The organism is Cognatilysobacter tabacisoli (assembly GCF_003586305.1).
GTDB classification, from domain to species: Bacteria; Pseudomonadota; Gammaproteobacteria; order Xanthomonadales; family Xanthomonadaceae; genus Cognatilysobacter_A; species Cognatilysobacter_A tabacisoli.
In genome coordinates, this window is record NZ_QXJI01000001.1 from 706396 (window position 1) to 723331 (window position 16936).

Annotated in this window: 16 protein-coding genes and 1 pseudogene; 10 read left to right on the forward strand and 7 right to left on the reverse strand. The window is 72.2% G+C overall.

Annotated elements, in window-relative coordinates:
* Positions 1–16: 16 nt before the first annotated feature.
* Genes nei through asnS form a run of 7 tightly spaced genes read right to left on the reverse strand, consistent with a single transcriptional unit; the run spans position 17 to position 4784 of the window.
* Entirely contained in the window at positions 17–817 is an 801-nt protein-coding gene (gene nei, locus D3A60_RS07805; protein WP_119718136.1) for an endonuclease VIII, read from the reverse strand.
* 27 nt (positions 818–844) lie between these two features.
* Positions 845–1354, reverse strand: a complete 510-nt coding sequence (locus tag D3A60_RS07810) for a hypothetical protein (protein ID WP_119718137.1) — start codon at positions 1352–1354, stop codon at positions 845–847.
* Complete coding sequence (locus D3A60_RS07815; protein WP_119718138.1) at positions 1351–2136, reverse strand: SDR family oxidoreductase; 786 nt, start codon at positions 2134–2136, stop codon at positions 1351–1353. The genes D3A60_RS07810 and D3A60_RS07815 overlap by 4 nt, the downstream gene beginning before the upstream one ends.
* A gap of 1 nt (position 2137) precedes the next feature.
* Positions 2138–2770 carry an FMN-binding negative transcriptional regulator gene (locus D3A60_RS07820; RefSeq protein WP_119718139.1) on the reverse strand — a complete coding sequence of 211 codons (633 nt, stop codon included), beginning with the start codon at positions 2768–2770 and terminating at the stop codon, positions 2138–2140.
* Between the two features lie 3 nt (positions 2771–2773).
* Positions 2774–3079, reverse strand: coding sequence for a hypothetical protein (locus D3A60_RS07825; RefSeq protein ID WP_119718140.1), 306 nt, complete (start codon positions 3077–3079; stop codon positions 2774–2776).
* Positions 3076–3384, reverse strand: a complete 309-nt coding sequence (locus D3A60_RS07830; RefSeq protein ID WP_119718141.1) for a hypothetical protein — start codon at positions 3382–3384, stop codon at positions 3076–3078. Before D3A60_RS07830 ends, D3A60_RS07825 begins: the two co-directional genes overlap by 4 nt.
* Entirely contained in the window at positions 3384–4784 is a 1401-nt protein-coding gene (gene asnS / locus D3A60_RS07835) for an asparagine--tRNA ligase (protein WP_119718142.1), read from the reverse strand. The genes D3A60_RS07830 and asnS overlap by 1 nt, the downstream gene beginning before the upstream one ends.
* Positions 4785–4952: 168 nt before the next feature.
* On the opposite strand from asnS, the gene D3A60_RS07840 reads away from it, so the two are divergent.
* The 10 genes and pseudogenes from D3A60_RS07840 to D3A60_RS07885 all read left to right on the forward strand — a co-directional run bounded on the left by D3A60_RS07840 (position 4953) and on the right by D3A60_RS07885 (position 16821).
* Positions 4953–5291: a HesB/IscA family protein gene (locus tag D3A60_RS07840; RefSeq protein WP_119718143.1), complete on the forward strand. Its 339-nt coding sequence runs from the start codon at positions 4953–4955 to the stop codon at positions 5289–5291.
* A 315-nt stretch (positions 5292–5606) separates the two neighbouring features.
* Positions 5607–6236, forward strand: coding sequence for a transcriptional repressor LexA (gene lexA / locus D3A60_RS07845; RefSeq protein WP_119718144.1), 630 nt, complete (start codon positions 5607–5609; stop codon positions 6234–6236).
* A gap of 3 nt (positions 6237–6239) precedes the next feature.
* Positions 6240–6860 (forward strand): annotated as a pseudogene (imuA, locus tag D3A60_RS07850) (translesion DNA synthesis-associated protein ImuA); the annotation flags it as partial.
* A gap of 156 nt (positions 6861–7016) precedes the next feature.
* Positions 7017–8441, forward strand: coding sequence for a Y-family DNA polymerase (locus D3A60_RS07855; RefSeq protein ID WP_119718146.1), 1425 nt, complete (start codon positions 7017–7019; stop codon positions 8439–8441).
* Positions 8438–11710 carry an error-prone DNA polymerase gene (locus D3A60_RS07860; RefSeq protein ID WP_196778689.1) on the forward strand — a complete coding sequence of 1091 codons (3273 nt, stop codon included), beginning with the start codon at positions 8438–8440 and terminating at the stop codon, positions 11708–11710. Before D3A60_RS07855 ends, D3A60_RS07860 begins: the two co-directional genes overlap by 4 nt.
* A gap of 82 nt (positions 11711–11792) precedes the next feature.
* Positions 11793–13601 (forward strand): DUF885 domain-containing protein, encoded by a 1809-nt coding sequence (locus D3A60_RS07865; RefSeq protein ID WP_119718147.1) that lies wholly within the window; start codon positions 11793–11795, stop codon positions 13599–13601.
* Between the two features lie 265 nt (positions 13602–13866).
* Positions 13867–14295: a 30S ribosomal protein S6 gene (gene rpsF, locus D3A60_RS07870; RefSeq protein WP_119718148.1), complete on the forward strand. Its 429-nt coding sequence runs from the start codon at positions 13867–13869 to the stop codon at positions 14293–14295.
* A gap of 26 nt (positions 14296–14321) precedes the next feature.
* Positions 14322–14552 carry a 30S ribosomal protein S18 gene (gene rpsR, locus D3A60_RS07875; protein ID WP_119718149.1) on the forward strand — a complete coding sequence of 77 codons (231 nt, stop codon included), beginning with the start codon at positions 14322–14324 and terminating at the stop codon, positions 14550–14552.
* Positions 14553–14673: 121 nt separating this feature from the next.
* Positions 14674–15126: a 50S ribosomal protein L9 gene (rplI, locus tag D3A60_RS07880; RefSeq protein ID WP_119718150.1), complete on the forward strand. Its 453-nt coding sequence runs from the start codon at positions 14674–14676 to the stop codon at positions 15124–15126.
* A 267-nt stretch (positions 15127–15393) separates the two neighbouring features.
* On the forward strand, positions 15394–16821 hold the full coding sequence (locus D3A60_RS07885) for a replicative DNA helicase (protein ID WP_119718151.1): 1428 nt from the start codon (positions 15394–15396) through the stop codon (positions 16819–16821).
* Positions 16822–16936: the final 115 nt, after the last annotated feature.

The following is a 16936-nucleotide window of genomic DNA, read 5'->3' on the forward strand; positions in this document are numbered from 1 at the left end:
CGTGTGGCCGACCTGTTCAGCGCTGGCAGCGCGGGCACAGGTAGAGCCGCCGGCCGCCGATCTCGCGGCGTTCGACCAGCCCGCCGCAGCCGTCGCACGGCAGTTCGGCGCGATCGAACACGGCGAAGCGGAAGCCCGCCGGCGTGTCGTTGACCGAGGCCGCGTAGCGACGGGTGCCGCGGGTCCGGTAGCTGCGTCGCGGCACGTCGAGCAGCGCGTGGGCCAGCCGTCGGCGTTCGTCGTCGTCGAGGTCGCGCGGCCTGCGGGACGGCAGCAGCCGTGCCTGGAACAGCACCTCCGAGCGCAGGTAATTGCCCATGCCGGCGAGGAAGGACTGGTCGAGCAGCAGCACCGACAGCGCGCGGCCGGAAAACCGGTCGCCGCGCAGTCGCTGTTCGACGGCCGCCTCGTCCAGCGATGGGTCGAGCACGTCGGGGCCGAGCTTGGCCAGGAACGGGTGCCGGCCGAGCTCGTCGTCGCGCCACATCTCGATGTCCGACGCCGAGTACAGCAGGATCGCGCTGCGCGCCGTTTCGATCGCCACGCGCAGCGCCCGCGTCGAGTCGGGCCGCTCGCCGGCCTTGGCCACCGACCACACGCCGTACAGCTGGTTGTGGCTGTACAGCGTCCAGCCGTTGTCGAACCGGGTCAGCAGGGCCTTGCCGTGCGGGTCGATCGCGCGGACGCGGGCGCCGACCAGCGCTGCCTCGTGGTGCTTCAGCGTGGGGAAGGCGAACCACGCCGACTCGATCGGCTGGCCGACGACGGCCTCGGCCAGCCGGTCGGCGGCGCGGCGGATCTCGGGGCCTTCGGGCATCGGTGGTTCCGGCAGCGGCAGGTCCGGTCAGTACGCGCGCGGGGCGATCGCCGGAGGCGCCTTGGCCGGCCGTCCCGCCAGCACGCGCGTGCACAGCAGCGATGCACCCAGCGCCAGCGACACGATCATGACGCCCGCGGTCCAGTCGAACGCGGTGCCGTAGCCGGCGTACGCCGTCGCCCGCGGCTTCGCGATGGTCCACATGAAGGCGGCGGGCGCCGCCATCGCGATCGCGAACAGGACGAATCCGCCGGCAACCAGCGGCACCTGCTCGCCCTCGGTCATCGGCACGCGAGGCGGCGACAGGCGCAACGCGTAGGTGGGCACCAGGCCGATCAGCAGCGCCGCCAGCGGCACCCACGCAGCCATCGCCAGCACGAACGCGCCGATCAGCGTCGCGAACCAGCCGCGGTGCACGTACTCCGCGCCCTGGCCCAGCGACTGCACCAGGTAGTCCCAGCCCAGCACGACCGATCCGCCGACCAGCAGCGCGGCCGGCACCATCCGCCACAGCGGCCGGTCGGCGAGGTCGCTCATATCGACTGCATCCGCCCGCCGTCGACCGGCAGGCTGACGCCGTTGACGTACGCGGCGGCCGGCGAGCACAGGAACGCGATTACGCCGCCGACCTCGCCGGCTTGGGCGAAGCGGCCGACCGGCACCGTCGCCAGCATCCCGTCGGCAACCTGCGTCTGCGCCTTGCCGGACGCCGCCGCGCGGTCGGCGAGGATCTGCGCCAGCCGCGCGGTCTCGGTGTAGCCGGGCAGCACGTTGTTGACCGTGATGCCGTCCGGGCCGAGCTCGCGCGACAGGGTCTTGGCCCAGCTCGCGACCGCGCCGCGCACCGTGTTGGAGACGCCGAGGTTGGCGATCGGCTCGCGCACCGAAGTCGAGATCACGTTGACGATGCGGCCCCAGTGGGCCGCGCGCATGCCCGGCAGCACAGCCTGCACCAGCGCGTGGTTGGCGAGCAGGTGGCGCCCGAACGCATCGACGTAGGCCGACGCGTCGGCCCCGTGCGCCGGCCCGCCCGGCGGACCGCCGGTGTTGTTGACGAGGATGTGCACGGGCCGTTCGTCGGCCAGCGCCGCGACCTCGGCCGCCAGGTCGTCACGCTGCGACACGTCGGCGACCAGCAGGCCGTGCCGCTGTTCGCCGCGCCGGGGCAGGGCATCGACCACCGCCTGCAGCGCCTCGGCGCGACGCGCCATCACCGTGACGTCGGCGCCGAGCGCGGCGAGCTCGTGCGCCGCGGCGCGGCCGATGCCTTCGGAGGCGCCGCACACCAGCGCGTGGCGGCCGGTCAGTTCGAGGTCCATGTCAGTCTCCGGTGTTCGTGGCGAGTGCGGCGCGCATCAGCGCGGCGACGTCGCGGTTGGCGTCGCCCGGCAGCGCCTGCAGCGCGGCGACCACCGCCTCGCGGTTGGCGCGCGGGTGGTTCTGGTTGAGCTTGTGCTTGATCGCCACGCGCTCGGCGCGGAAGCGGAAGCCGACGATGCCGCGCAGCTGCACGCGCTCTTCCGGCCGGTCGAACTCGAACGCCCAGTCGCCGCCGACCCGGGCCTCGAAGTGGCGGCTCAGGCGGTCGACCAGGTCGGCCAGGCCGTCCTCGTCGTCGTACGTCTCGAGCGCGCCGTGCAGTTCGGCGCTCGCGTAGTTCCAGGTCGGCACGCGCGCCTGCGCACGCTTGTCGGGGTACCAGCCGGGCGACACGTACGCGTGCGCACCGTGCAGCAGCACCGTCGCCGGGCCGGCGTGGGCCGACTGCGGGTTCGCGCGGGCCCAGTGGCCGTGCAGCTCGACCCGCTCACCGTCACGCACCAGCAGCACCGGCAGCTGGCTGATCGTCGGCGCGCCGTCGCGGACCGTCACCAGCGTGGCGAATGGGTCGCGCGCCACCAGCGCGTCGAGCGCGGCCAGGTCGGTCTCGGCGAACGCGCGCGGCAGGTACATCGCTCAGTGGCGCGGCGGCAGCTTGACGATCATCCGGTCGCGCAGGTCGTCATCGTCGTCCGACGCCGGCGGCGCAATCTCGTCGAGCGCGAAGCCGCGCTCGCGCGCGTCGTCGTCGTCGAGGCCATCGAGGCTCACGAACTCGGCGTCCATCAGCGCGGCGCGGGCCGTGTCCTCGCTGTCGTAGGCGAGGGTGTTGCCGTCGCTGTCGAAGACCTCGGCGGTGCCGGCGTCGCGCACGCGCAGGCGCGCCCACACGATCGTGCGGCCGATCGAGGCCAGCCACCACTCCACGTTCGAATCGCTCATCCGCCCACCACCGTCGAAAGCAGCCACAGCAGCGCCGACGCCGCCAGCGCAAACAGGATCACCAGCAGCGAGATCCGCGCCGGCGTCGCCAGCCCGCTGAGGTTGCGATCGCCGGCGTTGCGGTAGCCGCCGCGCAGCAGCCAGGCCAGCGCCGACGGCTTGGCGAACGCGCCCTCACCGAGTTCGGCGGCGAGCGCAGCGTGGCGGTCGCGCACGTGCACCAGCGTCAGCGGCCAGAAGATCACGAACGCGGTGGCGCCGGCGATCGCGACGCCGACGAAGCACAGGGCGAAGAACAGGATCATCAGAATTCCGCCTGGCCGGGCGCGCGCGGGTACGGGATCGCGTCGCGGATGTTGCTCAGCCCGCACACGTACACCACCAGACGCTCGAAGCCGAGCCCGAAGCCGGCGTGCGGCACCGTGCCGTAGCGGCGGAAGTCGCGGTACCACTGGTAGTGGTCGGCATCGAGGCCGAACTGCGCCATGCGTGCGTCGAGCACGTCGAGGCGCTCTTCGCGCTGGCTGCCGCCGATGATCTCGCCGATGCCCGGCGCCAGCACGTCCATCGCCGCGACGGTGCGGCCGTCGTCGTTGAGTCGCATGTAGAACGCCTTGATGTGCTCGGGGTAGTTGGTGACTACGACCGGACGGCCGACATGCTGCTCGGTCAGCCAGCGCTCGTGCTCGGTCTGCAGGTCCAGGCCCCATTCGACCGGGAACTCGAACTTCTGCCCGGACTTCTGCAGCAGGCCGATCGCGTCGGAGTACTCGATCCGCTCGAACGGCGCGTTGACGAACTTCTCCAGTCGCGTGATCGCATCAGGCTGGACGCGCTCGGCGATGAACGCCAGGTCGTCCATGCGCTCGGCCAGCACCGCGCGGAACAGGTACTTGAGGAACTCCTCGGCCAGCCGCGCGTCCTCGGCCAGGTCGGCGAAGGCGATCTCCGGCTCGATCATCCAGAACTCGGCCAGGTGGCGCGTGGTGTGGCTGTTCTCGGCGCGGAACGTCGGGCCGAACGTATAGACCTTGCTCAGCGCCAGGCAGTAGGCCTCGACGTTGAGCTGGCCCGACACCGTCAGGAACGTCTCCTTGCCGAAGAAGTCGCGCGAGAAGTCGACCGCGCCGTCCTTGCCGCGCGGCAGGTTGGCCAGGTCCAGCGTCGACACCCGGAACATCTGCCCGGCGCCCTCGGCGTCGGACGTGGTCACGATCGGGGTGCTGATCCAGTAGAAGCCGTGCTCGTGGAAGAACCGGTGCACCGCGTTGGCCAGGCAGTGGCGGATGCGCGTGACTGCGCCGAACAGGTTGGTGCGCGGGCGCAGGTGCGCCACCTCGCGCAGGAACTCCAGCGAATGCGGCTTGGGCTGGATCGGGTAGGTCTCGGGGTCCTCGACCCAGCCGACCACCTCGACGCGCGTGGCCTGCATCTCGAAGGCCTGGCCCTGGCCCTGCGACTGCACCAGCGTGCCGGTGGCGATGACCGCGCAGCCGGCGGTGAGGTGCTTCACCTCGGCCTCGTAGTTGGGCAGGGTGGCGGGCGCCACGACCTGGATCGGCGCGAAGCACGAACCGTCGCTGACGTTGACGAAGCTCAGCCCGGCCTTCGAATCGCGGCGGGTGCGCACCCAGCCGCGGACCGTGACTTCGCCGCCGGCGGGCACCTTGCCCGCGAGCGCCTGTTCGACGCTGACCACCGTCATGCCTTGATTCCTTGCCTGTTCGGGCCAATGTGGGAAACGTCGGAGTTTACTGGCTCGGCCGACACCGGTGCGAGGCGCGGCGTCGTCGCGACAACGCGGCATCCCGCCCACGGTGCCGGGCTTCGACCACCGCCTCGCTATACTCGCGTCGTCGCTTCTGGAGTCCGCATGCCCGTCACCCTGACCCCCGCCGCCCTGGCCCGCGTGCAGCGCTACCTCGCCGAGGACGCGCAGGCGCTCGGCCTGCGCTTCGGCGTGACCCGCACCGGCTGCTCGGGCTGGCAGCACACCGCCGATCTCGCCCGCGACCAGCGCGACGGCGACACCGTGTTCGAGCAGGACGGCGTGCGCGTGTTCGTCGATGCGGTCAGCCTGCCGGTGGTCGACGGCACCCGGATCGACCTGGTCAAGCAGCGCCTCGGCGAGCAGTTCGTGTTCCGCAACCCGAACGCCAGCGCCGAATGCGGCTGCGGCGAGAGCTTCACGACCGACGAAAGCCTCGCCTGAGGCCGCGGGCGCGCCGCGCCCGTTCGTGCGTCCTGCGATGTGATCCGGCCCGTGCATTCACCGGTCCGGGCCTGCGGTACTGGGCGGAAAGCCCCTCCCTCGTTCAGTTGCGCAGTCGAGCCATCCGGGCCGGCGGCGCGGTGGCGCCGTGGCGCTGGCGACGGTGAAGCGGATTCTCACGACTCCCGCCTAAGCGATTGATCCGTTTCCATCGCAGCCGGTGAGACGGCGGCGGCGCCGAATGGGCCATCGGCGCCGGTTGTGCGCGCCTTCCGAAGTAAATACATTTTTACTCCGTCGACTGCCTGACCGACCATGCCTTCCGACCTCACCGAACGCCAGGCCGAGATCCTCGCCTTCATCCGCGCGCACGCGGCCACTGAAGGCCTGCCGCCGACCCTGCAGCAGATCGCCGACGCGTTCGGCTTCCGCCAGGCCTGCGCGGCGCACAAGCACGTCAAGCGGCTGCAGCAGGCCGGCCACCTCACGGTGCGGCCGAACGAGGCCCGCGGCATCCGCCTGCCGACGGCGTCGTCGAAGGCCGGTGGCGGCCGCGCATCGGAACGGATGGCGTTGCCGGTGCTCGGCCGCGTCGCCGCCGGCGCGCCGATCGGCGCCGATGCCGGCATCGAGCGCCACGTGCTGCTCGACCGCGCGCTGTTCTCGACCCGCCCCGACTACCTGCTGCGCGTGCAGGGCGATTCGATGCGCGACGACGGCATCTTCGACGGCGACCTCGTCGCGGTGAAGCGCAGCGCCGACGCGCGCAGCGGGCAGGTGGTGATCGCGCGCATCGACGGCGAGGTCACGATCAAACGGCTCGAACGCGACGACACGCGGCTGCGGCTGCTGCCGCGCAATCCCGACTTCGCCCCGATCGAGGTGCCGCCCGGCAGCGACTTCGCGATCGAGGGCCTGTACTGCGGCCTGGTGCGGCCGGACTGAGCGATGGCCGCCGTCCTCCGCCCGGACTCCACTGCGCTTGAATCGCTGCTGTCGGCGCGCACGGTGTGGCGCGCCGGCCGCAGCGCGGCGGGCGAACCGCTGGGCGAGCCGACCGGCTTCGCCGCGCTCGACGCGCTGCTGCCGCAGGGCGGCTGGCCGTGCGGGGCGCTGACCGAACTGCTGATCCCGGCCGACGGGGTCGGCGAGCTGGCCGTGCTGATGCCGACGCTGGCGCGGCTGACCACCGCCGGCACGCGCGTGGCGCTGGTCGCGCCGCCGTACCGCCCGTACGCGCCGTCGTGGCAGGCCGCGGGCGTGGACCTGCGCTGGCTCGACGTCGTCGACGGCGACGCCCGCAACGCGCTGTGGGCGTTCGAGCAGTGCCTGCGCAGTGCGGCGTTCGGCGCGGTGCTCGGCTGGCCGCTGCGCGCCGACGGCCCGGCGCTGCGGCGCCTGCAGGTCGCCGCCGACAGCGGGCAGTGCCTGGGCTTCGCGATCCGCGGCCGCCAGCACGCCGACAACCCGTCGCCGGCGGCGCTGCGCATGGAGCACGTGCGCGGGGCGTGGCACGTGCGCAAATGCCGCGGCGCGCCGGCGCCGGCGGTGCCGTTCTTGCCGGAGCACGTCTTGCCGGAGCAGGTCTTGCCGGAGCATGTCGTGCCAGAGCACGTGGCGCCGGGACGGATCGCGCGGGGGCAGGGCGCGGCGGCGCCGATCGTGTCGAGGCCACCCGGAGCGACGCGACCGCCGTTCGCGCCGTCGCCGACCTGAGGCCTCGCCGTGCTCTGGGCCTGCATCGCGCTGCCGCAGCTGGCGCTGGACGCCGTCCAGCGGCGGTTGCCCGACCCGACCCGCGCGCTGGCGCTGGTCGGCGGGCCGGCGCACCTGCGCCACCTGCACGCGGTCAACGCCGCCGCCGAGGCGATGGGCCTGGCGCCGGGCATGCGTCTGTCCGCCGCGCAGGCGCTGTGCGCGCAGGCCCAGCTGGTGGAGCACGACGAAAGCGCCGAGGCGCGCTGGCAGCGCTTCCTCGCCGCGTGGGCGTACCGGCACAGCTCGCTGGTCAGCGCGCAGTGGAGCGGGGCGATCGTGCTCGAGGCGCGCGCCAGCTTCCGCCTGTTCGGGCCGTGGCCGCGGTTCGCCGCGCGCCTGCGCGAGGAGCTGCAGGCGCTCGGGTTCACCCACCGGCTCGCACTGGCGCCGACGCCGCGCGCCGCGCGCGTGCTGGCCGGCCTGCGCGACGGCCTAGCGGTCGGTAGCGGCCCGGCGCTGGCGCTGATGCTCGACCGCGTGCCAACCCGCCGCGCCGCGCTGCCCGACGACGCCGGCGAGCGCCTGCACGCGGTCGGCGCGCGCACGCTGGCGGCGGTGCGCGCGCTGCCGCGCGACGGCCTGCGCCGGCGCTTCGGCGCGGCGCTGCTCGAGCACCTCGACCGCCTGTACGGCGAGGCCGACGATCCGCTCGCGTACTACCTGCCGCCGGACCATTTCGATGCGCGGGTCGAACTGGGCTACGAGGTCGAGAGCCACCAGGCGCTGCTGTTCCCGCTGCGCCGGCTGGTCAACGACCTGGCCGTGTACCTGTCCGGGCGCGACGGCGGCGTCCAGCGGTTCGCGCTGCGGCTGGAGCACGCGCACGGCCACACCGAGGTGCCGGTCGGGCTGCTGGCGGCCGAACGCGACGCGGCGCTGCTGTTCGAGATCGCGCGCAACCGGCTCGAGCAGGCGTCGATCGGCGCGCCGGTGGTCGGCCTGCGCCTGCTCGCGCGCGAGCTGCCGCCGTTCGTGCCGGCCGAGCGCGACCTGTTCGATGCCCGCCCGGCGCAGGCGGTGCCGTGGCCGCAGCTGCGCGAGCGATTGCGCGCGCGCTTGGGCGACGAGTCGGTCTACCGCATCGCCGCCGACGGCGACCCGCGCCCCGAACGCGCGTGGCGCCGCGCCGGCCCGGACGACGACGCGCTGTGCGCCGTGCCCGCGCCGCGGCGCCCGCCGCGCCCGGCGTGGCTGCTGCCGCGGCCGGTGCCGCTGCGCGATCCGGACCTGCGCATCGTGTCCGGCCCCGAGCGGCTGGAGAGCGGCTGGTGGGACGGCGCCGACGCGCGCCGCGACTACTACGTGCTCGAGACCTCGCAGGGGCAGCGCGCGTGGGCGTTCGCCGCGCCCGGCGAGCAGTGCGGCTGGATGCTGCACGGGTGGTTCGCATGAGCTGGGACGACGCCGTCGACGGCGTCGACCGCGAGACGCCGGGCGACCGCATGCCGCGCGCGCTGCAGGTCGCCGCGCGGCTGCGCGAGGCCGCCAACGACGACGCGGTGCCGGTCGACGATTCGCCCGCGTACGCCGAGCTGCACTGCGTGTCGGACTTCAGCTTCCTGCGCGGCGCGGCCAGCGCGGAGGAGCTGTTCGAGCGCGCGCGGGTGTGCGGCTACGCCGCGCTGGCGATCACCGACGAGTGCTCGCTGGCCGGCATCGTGCGCGCGCTGGAGGCGTCGCGCGCGACCGGCGTGCGGCTGGTGGTCGGCAGCGAGTTCGCCCTCGACGACGGCGCCCGCTTCGTCCTGCTGGTCGAGGACGCCGCCGGCTACACCCGGCTGTGCGCGCTGATCACCCGCGGCCGCCGCGCGGCGGGGAAGGGCAGCTACCGGCTGCGCCGCGGCGACGTGGAAGCGCTGTTCGCCGGCGTCGACGCGCCGGGCGTGTTCGCGCTGTGGCTGCCCGATGCCGGCCCCGGCCTGCGCGCCGAGCCGGCGCATGGCGCGTGGCTGCGCGCGGTGTTCGGCGACCGCGCGTTCGTGTCGGTGGCCCTGCACCGCGAAGAGGACGACGCCGCGCGGCTGGCCGCGCTGCAGGCGCTGGCCGATGGCCTCGCGCTGCCGATGGTCGCCACCGGCGGCGTGCACATGGCCACCCGCCGCCAGCGCGTGCTGCAGGACACGATGACCGCGATCCGCCACGGCCTGCCGCTGGCCGACTGCGGCGCGCACCTGTTCCGCAACGGCGAACGCCACCTGCGCGCGCGCCGCACGCTCGGCAACATCTACCCGCGCGCGCTGCTCGAGGCCGCGGTGGCGCTGGCCGCGCGCTGCACATTCGACCTCGGCACCGACCTGGCGTACCGCTACCCGGCCGAGCTGGTGCCCGACGGCGAAACCCCGTCGACCCACCTGCGCGCGCTGACCCTGGCCGGCATGCGCCAGCGCTGGCCCGGCGGCGCGCCGGCCGACGTCGTCCGCCAGATCGAGACCGAACTGACGCTGATCGCCGACCTGAAGTACGAGGCGTTCTTCCTGACCGTCGAGGACATCGTCCGCTTCGCGCGCGGCCGCGGGATCCTGTGCCAGGGGCGCGGCTCGTCGGCGAATTCGGCGGTGTGCTTCGCGCTGGGCATCACCGCCGTGGACCCGACCGAGAGCCGGCTGCTGATGGCGCGGTTCCTGTCGCGCGAGCGCAACGAGCCGCCGGACATCGATGTGGATTTCGAGCACGAGCGGCGCGAGGAGGTCCTCCAGTACGTCTACGCCAAGTACGGCCGCGAGCGCGCCGCGCTGGCGGCCACGGTGATCCGCTACCGCGGCAAGAGCGCGGTGCGCGATGTCGCCAAGGCCTTCGGCCTGCCGCCGGACCAGGTCGCGCTGCTGGCCGGCTGCTACGGCTGGGGCAACGGCGGCACGCCGATGGAGCAGCGCCTGCGCGAGGCCGGCTTCGACCCGGACAACCCGCTGGTCGCGCGCGTGCTGTGGGTGACCGCGCAGCTGGAGGACCACCCGCGCCACCTGTCGCAGCACGTCGGCGGCTTCGTGATCTGCGATGCGGCGCTGTCGACGGTGGTGCCGGTCGAGAACGCGGCGATGGCCGACCGCACGATCATCCAGTGGGACAAGGACGACCTGGAAACGATGAAGATGCTGAAGGTCGACTGCCTCGCGCTGGGCATGCTGACCTGCATCCGCAAGGCGATCGAGCTGGTCCGCGCGCACCGCGGCCGCGACCTCGACCTCGCCGCGCTGCCGCCCGGCGACGGTCCGACCTACGCGATGATCCAGCGCGCCGACACCGTCGGCGTGTTCCAGATCGAGTCGCGCGCGCAGATGACGATGCTGCCGCGGCTCAAGCCGGCGTGCTTCTACGACCTGGTCGTCGAGGTCGCGATCGTGCGCCCCGGTCCGATCCAGGGCGGCATGGTCCATCCGTACCTGCGCCGGCGCATGGGCAAGGAGGCGGTCAGCTACCCGTCGCCGGAGGTCGAGGCGATCCTGAAGCCGACGCTCGGCGTGCCGCTGTTCCAGGAGCAGGTGATGGAGCTGGTGATGCACGCCGGCTACACCGACAGCGAGGCCGACCAGCTGCGCCGGTCGATGGCCGCCTGGCGCGTCGGCGGCGACATGGAGCCGCACCGGCTGCGCATCCGCGACTGCATGCAGGACAAGGGCTACTCGCCCGAGTTCATCGAGCAGATCTTCGAACAGATCAAGGGCTTCGGTTCGTACGGGTTCCCGCAGAGCCACGCGGCGTCGTTCGCCAAGCTGGTCTACGTCAGCTGCTGGCTCAAGCGCCACGAGCCGGCCGCGTTCGCCTGCGCGCTGCTGAACTCGCAGCCGATGGGGTTCTATTCGACCAGCCAGATCGTGCAGGACGCGCGCCGCGGTGCCCCGGCCCACGCGGAGGACCCGCACGGGCCGGCGGCGCGCGTGCCGGTCGAGGTGTTGCCGGTCGACGTGCTGCACAGCGACTGGGACAGCACCTTGGTCGACCGCGACGATCCGCGGCAGCAGCCGGCGATCCGGCTCGGCCTGCGTGAGGTGCGCGGGCTGGCCGAGGCGGCCGGCCGCGCGGTCGTGCAGGCGCGCCGGCAGCGGCCGCTGCGCGACCTGGCCGACCTGCGCCTGCGCGCCGGGCTGGATGCCAAGGCCTGCGCCGCGCTGGCCGAGGCCAACGCGCTGCAGGGGCTGGTCGGGCACCGCCACGATGCGCGCTGGGCGGTGGCCGGACTCGAAGGCCGGCGGCCGCTGCTGCCGGGCAGCCCCGACGAGGACGCGATCCTTCTGCCCGCGCCGCGCGCCGGCGAGGAGATCGCCTCGGACTACCGCGCCGTCGGCCTGAGCCTGGGCGCGCATCCGATGAGCCTGCTGCGCGAGCGCCTGCGTGCGCAGCGCATCGCCGGCTCGCGCGAACTGCGGGCGGCCCCGCACGGCCGCGGCGTGCGCGCGGCCGGCCTGGTGACCCAGCGCCAGCGCCCGGCCACCGCCAGGGGCACGGTGTTCGTCACCCTCGAGGACGAGGACGGGATGATCAACGTGATCGTCTGGCCGGACCTGGCGATGCGCCAGCGCAAGCCGCTGCTCGGAGCGCGGCTGCTGGCGGTGCGCGGGCGCTGGGAGCGGGTCGACGGCGTCGAGCACCTGGTCGCGCGCCAGCTCGACGACCTCAGCCCGATGCTCGGCGTGCTGCACGCGGAGTCGCGCGATTTCCGCTAGGCGCGCCAGCGGCCAACTTTCGTCATGCCTGCCGGCGCGGCCGAGGCCCTAGACTCGGCGGATTCGCCCGCCGGAGTCCGCCGTGATCCACCGCCTGCTGCTCACCGCCGCCATCGCCGCCGTCCTGTCCGCCTCCCCGGTGCACGCGCAATCCGCGTCGCCGGCCGGCGCGCCCGCCGCGACGCCCGCCTCGCCGGCCGCAAAGGCGCTGCACGCGCTGTTCGACGCCGAGTGGGAGCGCGACATGCGTGAGAACCCGGAGAACGCCAGCTACCGCGGCGACAACCGCTACAACGACCGCTGGACCGACCTGAGCCTGGCCGCCATCGCCCAGCGCGAGGCCGCCGACCGCCAGGTGCTCGCGCAACTGCGCGCGATCGACCGCAGTGCGCTGTCGGAGCAGGACAAGCTCAACTACGACGTGTTCCTGTGGCAGCAGCAGAAGGCGGTCGAGCGGCAGAAGTACAAAGAATGGCAGCGCCCGCTCAGCCAGCGCGGCGGCGTGCAGAACGCCGAGGGCATCGCCGAGGTGCTGCGCTTCTCGACGGCAAAGGACTACCGCGACTGGCTGGCGCGCATCGAAGGCATGCCGCTGCAGCTGGAGCAGACCACCGCGCTGATGCGCGAGGGGCTGAAGGCGCGCAACACGCCGCCGCGCGTGCTGATGGAGCGCGTGACCGGGCAGATCGCCGCGCAGGTCGTCGACGACCCGACCCGGAGCCCGTTCTACAAGCCCTTCACCAAATTCCCCGATGCCGTCCCGCAGGCCGAGCGCGACGCCCTGCAGGCGCAGGCCAAACAGGTCATCGCCGACAAGCTGGTGCCCGCGTACCGCCGGTTCGCGACGTTCTTCAACGACGAGTACCTGCCGGGTACGCGCACCACGATCGCCGCGGCCGACCTGCCGGACGGCAAGGCCTATTACGACTTCCTCGCCGCGAGCTTCACCACCACCGACCTGTCCGCCGACGCGATCCACGCGATCGGCCTGAAGGAGGTCGCGCGCATTCGCGCCGAGATGGAGAAGGTCAAGGCCGAGGTCGGCTTCAAGGGCACGCTGGCGGAGTTCTTCGACCACCTGCGCACCGACCCGAAGTTCTTCCACAAGACGCCGCAGGAGCTGTTCACCGCCTACCAGGCGATCTCCAAGCGCATCGACCCGGAGCTGGTGAAGATCTCGGCGATGATCCCGCGCCTGCCGTACGGCCTGCGCGCGATCCCGGACAACATTGCCCCGGACACGACCACCGCGTACTACCAGCCCGGCGCGGTCGACGGCACCCGTGCCGGCTACTACTACGTCAACCTGTACAAGCCCGAGGTCCGGCCGACCTGGGAAATGATGGCGCTGTCGCTGCACGAGGCCGTGCCGGGCCACCACTTCCAGTTCGCCCGCGGCATGGAGCTGCCGGACGTGCCGATGTTCCGCCGGGTCGGCTACTTCACCGCCTACGGCGAGGGCTGGGGCCTGTACGCCGAACGGCTCGGCTACGACATGGGCCTGTACGACGACCCGTACGACCGCATGGGCCAGTTGGCCTACGACATGTGGCGCGCGGTCCGGCTGGTGGTCGACACCGGCATGCACAGCAAGGGCTGGAGCCGCGACAAGGCGATCGCGTTCTTCATGGACAACGCGCCCAAGACCCGCCAGGACGTGGTCAACGAGATCGACCGCTACATCGGCTGGCCGGGGCAGGCGCTGGCCTACAAGATCGGCCAGCTGAAGATCTCCGAGCTGCGTGAGAAGGCGTCGCGTGAGCTCGGCGACCGGTTCGACCTGCGGGCCTTCAACGATGCGGTGCTGGTGACCGGCTCGGTGCCGCTGCAGGCGCTGGAGACCCACATCGACGCGTGGATCGCGGCGCAGAAGGCCCGGCCGGCCAGCTGACGGTGCCGGGCCGGGCGGGCAGGGGGCAGCGCACCGCTGGTCCCGGCCCAGCCCGGGAAGGTCGCCGCGCGTTCGGGACCGGGCCGCGCACGCCGAGGGCGGGTCCAACGCTGTCGATTTGCGCCCAAACCCTTGAATCGGCCATACTTTCCGGCTCCCGCGGGCTGCACGCCCGCCGGGGACCTTGCTCCACCGCGTCCATCCCGGGCGGCGGGGGGCTGATCCGGGCGGCGACCGCCGGCCGAACCATCCACAAGGAACCACCATGCGTCATTACGAAGTCGTGTTCCTGGTCCACCCGGACCAGAGCGAGCAGGTGCCGGCGATGATCGAGCGTTACAAGACGCTGATCGAGAACGGCAACGGCACCATCCACCGCCTCGAGGACTGGGGCCGCCGCCAGCTGGCGTACCCGATCGAGAACCTGGTCAAGGCCCACTACGTCCTGCTCAACATCGAGTGCGACCAGGCCGTGCTCAACGAGCTCGTCGACGGTTTCCGCTTCAACGACGCGGTGCTGCGCCACCTGGTCATGAAGCGTGACGGCGCCGACACCGAGCAGTCCCTGATCATGAAGTTCAAGGACGAGAAGGGCGACAAGCCGGAGCGTGGCGAGCGTCGTCGTCGCGACGAAGACAGCGAGACCGTGGTCGGCACCGCCGACAACGCCGACGACAGCGCCGAAGCTGCCTGATCACGACCTCCTAGGAGCACGTTCCCATGTCCAAGTTCTTCCGCCGCCGCAAGTTCTGCAAGTTCACCGCCGAGGGCGTCACCGAGATCGACTACAAGGATCTCAACACCCTGCGCCAGTACCTCACCGAGACCGGCAAGATCGTGCCGAGCCGCGTGACCGGTACCAAGTCGAAGTACCAGCGCCAGCTGGCGACGGCCGTCAAGCGCGCCCGTTTCCTCGCGCTGATCCCGTACACCGACAACCACAACGCCTGATCGCGTCCGTCGCCTGCCCGCGCCCCGCGCGGGAGGCACGGCACCGCGCCATCGATTCCCTGTCATTCGGACAGCCATCGCTGCGGGGCGCGCGCCTCGCTAACGAATACGGAGCAAGACCATGCAACTGATCCTCCTGCAGAACGTGCAGAACCTCGGCAAGCTCGGCGACAAGGTCAACGTCAAGCCGGGCTACGGCCGCAACTTCCTGGTGCCGCAGGGCAAGGCCGCGCCGGCCACCCCGACCAACCTGGCCGAGTTCGAGGCGCGCCGCGCCGAGTACGAAGCCAAGGCCAAGGCTTCGCTGGACGGCGCCGAGGGCCGCAAGGCCCAGCTCGACGGCGTCGAGGTCACGATCTCGGCCAACGCGTCGACCGAGGGCAAGCTGTACGGCTCGATCACGCCGCGCGACATCGCCGAGGCGCTGACCAAGAACGGCCACAAGGTCGAGAAGTCGGAAGTGGTGCTGGGCGAAGGCCCGCTGCGCCGCACCGGCGAGTACGAGATCGTGATCCACCTGCACGCCGACATCGAAGCCACCGTCAAGGTGATCGTGGTCGGCGAAGCCGCCTGATCCCGGCGACGCGCAGTGCATGACGGGGGGCGCCGCAAGGCGCCCTTCTTCTTTGCGGGCCCTTCACCGGGACGGCGGCCCGGTCCGACGGACGGGCGGACGCGTCGCAGCCGGTGCGACGCCGCGCGCGCAGAACCGCGGCATGCGTTATCCCGGCGATATCCACAGGGTTATCTGCAACGCTCCGCCGGTGGCGGGGTCTAGGATGCCCGACCAGCGTTTTCATCAAGGCCGCGCAGACGGCCCATCCAGGGGACAGCACCGGTAATGAGCGCACGTCCGGGGTATCGCGGCGAACGGCGGTTCGACGACAAGCGGTTCGAGTCGCGGGCCGACCAGCGCATCGACCAGCTGCGGGTCCCGCCGCAGTCGATCGAAGCCGAGCAGGCGGTCCTCGGCGGGCTGATGCTCGACCCGGAGGCCTTCGACCGCATCGTCGACCGGCTCAACGACAACGACTTCTACCGCCGCGACCACCAGCTGATCTTCCGCGCGATCCGCGAGCTGGCCGAGAAGAGCAAGCCGTTCGACGCGGTGACGCTCGGCGAGTGGTTCGAGTCGATGGGCCTGATCGAGCAGGTTGCCGGCGGCGCGTACCTGATCGAGCTGGCCAGCACCACGCCGTCGGCCGCCAACATCACCGCCTACGCCGAGATCGTGCGGGACAAGGCGATCCTGCGCGCGCTGATCGACGTCGGCACAGGCATCGTCAACGACGGCTTCCAGCCCGACGGCCGCGAGAGCAGCGAGATCCTCGAGGAGGCCGAACGCCAGGTGCTGGCGATCGCGCAGGCCTCCAGCGAGGGCCGCACCGACTTCGTCACCGTGCAGAAGGCGCTGACCGAGGCCTTCGACGTGCTGCAGACGCGCTACGCCAGCGGCGGCAGCGTGACCGGCCTGCCGACCGGCTACACCGAGTTCGACGAGCTCACCGCCGGCCTGCAGAAGACCGACCTGATCATCGTCGCGGCGCGCCCGGCGATGGGCAAGACCACGCTGGCGCTGAACATGGCCGAGTACGCCGCGTTCCGCAGCAAGCTGCCGGTGGCGGTGTTCTCGATGGAAATGTCGGCCAGCCAGCTCGCGCTGCGCCTGATCTCGTCGGTCGGCCGCGTCAACGCGCAGCGGCTGCGCACCGGCCAGCTCGAGGACGAGGACTGGAGCCGCGTGACCAGCGCGATCCGCCAGCTGCGCGAGGTCAAGATCTTCCTCGACGACGAGCCGGGCCTGTCGCCGACCAAGCTCGCCGCCAAGGCGCGCCGGCTCAAGCGCGAGCACGGCCTCGGGCTGATCGTGATCGACTACCTGCAGCTGATGTCGGTGCCGGGCAACAGCGAGAACCGCGCGACCGAGATCTCCGAGATCTCGCGCTCTCTGAAGGGCTTGGCCAAGGAGCTGCAGGTACCGGTCATCGCGCTGTCGCAGCTCAACCGCTCGCTGGAGACGCGCGCCGACAAGCGCCCGGTGATGGCAGACCTGCGCGAGTCCGGCGCGATCGAGCAGGACGCCGACATGATCGTCTTCATCTACCGCGACGACTACTACAACAAGGAAAACTCGCCGGACAAGGGACTGGCCGAGATCATCATCGGCAAGCAGCGAAGCGGCCCGACCGGGTCGATCAAGCTGAAGTTCTTCGGCGAGTACACCCGCTTCGACAACCTGTCGCACGACGCGTTCGGCAGCTTCGAGTAGGTCCGCGTCCCGCGCGCACGCGGCCGCGCGCGTCCTCGGCCGTCACGCTCCCGCGCTGGCACGCCGGCGGGCCCGCGCGCGGGCCGCTTAGAATGGGCCCAACGCCCGCCAACCC